Annotated in this window: 2 protein-coding genes; one reads left to right on the top strand and one right to left on the bottom strand. The window is 42.6% G+C overall.

Features of this window, described 5'->3' with window-relative positions; translation table 11 throughout:
- Nucleotides 1–130: 130 nt before the first annotated feature.
- Entirely contained in the window at nucleotides 131–1,540 is a 1,410-nt protein-coding gene (locus PSE6802_RS27855) for a helicase HerA domain-containing protein (RefSeq protein ID WP_019499007.1), read from the bottom strand.
- Nucleotides 1,541–1,685: 145 nt separating this feature from the next.
- Here PSE6802_RS27855 and PSE6802_RS0105230 point away from each other — a divergent pair, with 145 nt between their 5' ends.
- Nucleotides 1,686–1,934, top strand: a complete 249-nt coding sequence (locus PSE6802_RS0105230; RefSeq protein ID WP_019499006.1) for a hypothetical protein — start codon at nucleotides 1,686–1,688, stop codon at nucleotides 1,932–1,934.
- Nucleotides 1,935–2,365: the final 431 nt, after the last annotated feature.

Below are 2,365 nucleotides of genomic sequence, written 5' to 3'. Positions count from 1 at the left end.
TATCCTACTGTCAAAAAACGCTATGCCAAGCCCCTCAAAAAAGCTTCCGCTGCAACTGCTTAGCTCAACTTCTTCCCTTTTATCCTCTCTCTCGCTAGTTTCTATCTAGCGAGATGCTTCTTGTTGCCTTTTAGTCTAAACTCCAGTTAGTATTCATGAACTCTCGAAGGTACTCGAAAGCGTTGGCAAGTTCTTGCCATGTTACTGTCTGCTTCTTAAAGATTGCAGCAGCAGCGAGATAGTTAGGACTTTCCTCGCTGGATCCCATAGAATCTAGAAGTTTAGAATTAAACAAGCTATTAGTCCTAGGGGCAATTTGTGTAGGTACTTGGAAGCCCGCCTTAGCAAGTAAAGCTCTATAAGCCAAGATACGTCGATCATAACGAGTCATTGCAGATTTATCAGACGAATCAGGTTTGTCAAACTTAATCTGTCGAAAGTTCTGAATATATTTAGAGCCATCAAGCGCAAGTGAACCATCAATGATTTCTTTGCCAATCTGAAGGTTACTTTCCTCAAAGAAATTTAGGAGCATTAGCTTACGGGCAGGATCATTTGGATGAGGCAGAATTCCATAGGTCACAACATCATCAACATTGCCTTTCGGATGAGATTTCCAAACATTCTTTATTGCTGATGGATTCTTGTTCTGGTTGGCATCTTGGATATTCTCGTTTGCATACTCACCATTTGGATCGAAGACAATCTGACCAATTCGCAATGAAGTTCTTTCGAAACGAAGATTAAAAGCAGATTGAAGAATAATTTTTGTTGTATTAGATTTACCAGTTCTCGTCATGCCAAATAATGCTGTTTTTTGTCCCAGCAAGTCAGCAGGAAGCAAGTTTACTTCAACATTAGAAACTCCCTGAAATGAACGATTGGTTGAAGCATAGCGAATATTGCCGATGACAACAGATTTATCTATTTTTAAATCCTTGCGTTCTGGATCCCGATAGTTCACTATGAGCGATAATGCCCTATCATTTGGTTTATATACTTTTAAGCCTCGGTTAGGATAGTAATTTGACAGATCGCTACCAAACCGCAGAACTAGAGAATCTTCTGAGTTATTATTTGGATCTTTATCAAGGAAGAATGTACCGATGACCCTACATTTGACTCCAGCAAATGAGAGGAGATTGTGAGTGTGTGGATCCATCAATCCTTCACTATCCCAGTGTGTATCTTCTCCACTTGCCCTTTGTGCTGATTCCACCCTAACACGATTGGCTTCAAAAGAATTAGGGAGAGGAGCTGCATCCATAACTCTAAGCAGGAGAATAGAAGCATCTTCTGTTGTGTAATCAACAGATTCCTTTGGATCGATTCGAGTAGCGATCAAAAAGCTTAAACTGGGAATCCCCCCTACTTTTTTGCGATAATGATCGTGGATAAGAACCAATGCTGATTCATAGCTAATTGAATAAACATCTCCAACTTGTTGACTTTTTTGAATCAGTTGACTAAGGGTTTCCTTCGCCACTTCTGCAGTGGAATGCTCTCGATCTTTAAGAAGTTCTTTTTCCAGTTCGCCCATACTTTTAAGCACTATTGCAAGGTAGTTTTAATCGGGAGCATCTCAACTTTGCACTGAGTAATAATGCTTAATATAGATGGGTAGCCAAAAGGGGGAAGAAATCAGAAGATAGGAATACGAGAAACCAACCCCAAGGAGAGCAACCATGACTCCAGAGCAGGAAAAAGAAATGCAAGCGCACGTTCAAGCTATTGCCGCCATCCTTTATCAGAATACACCATCGGAACAACTAACCAGCTTGGAAGGGATCGAAATCGCTGTGCGGCAGCAAATCCTCGAACATGTCAGCCCAGAAATAGGGAGTTTTTTATCCGCACAGTTACGGGCACAGAAGCAGGACGCCACAGGCGAGTGCAAAGCAGCATCGGACAGCTCCACCTCACGCAAAAGCTAGCGCAGAAGCTCAAAGTAGCCCCCTATAGCCAGGTGAGTCCGTATGTGGAAAGATGTAGCCCGATCTTGAGTGCGAATGTATCCTACGAACAAGCCGCCAAAGACTTAGCCTGCCTCACCTCATGAATAATGCAGGTTAGATGGCACTTGTATGCTCTTGTGTGAGACGGGATAGCGAGAGGCAATGGTGGGAACTGTTAGCCTCTATGACGCTCAAGCCGACATTTCGCAGGCAGGGAAATAGAGGTAGGATATTTTTTGATGAGTTAGGACTTTCATCTTGAATATCCAAGTACAAGACTTGAATCATTTGGGGATCGTATAGCGGTTTTCAGATGAGAACAGCATGGTACGATCGTGAGAAAAATGCCAAAAGGAATAACCATCTCCGAGGATTTACGCGCACGAGTAGTGGCAGCCTATCAAAGTGGA

It is taken from the genome of Pseudanabaena sp. PCC 6802 (assembly GCF_000332175.1).
GTDB lineage: Bacteria > Cyanobacteriota > Cyanobacteriia > Pseudanabaenales > Pseudanabaenaceae > PCC-6802.
The sequence above is the reverse complement of the archived record's forward strand: the minus strand, read 5'-3'. Positions and strand labels throughout refer to the sequence as shown.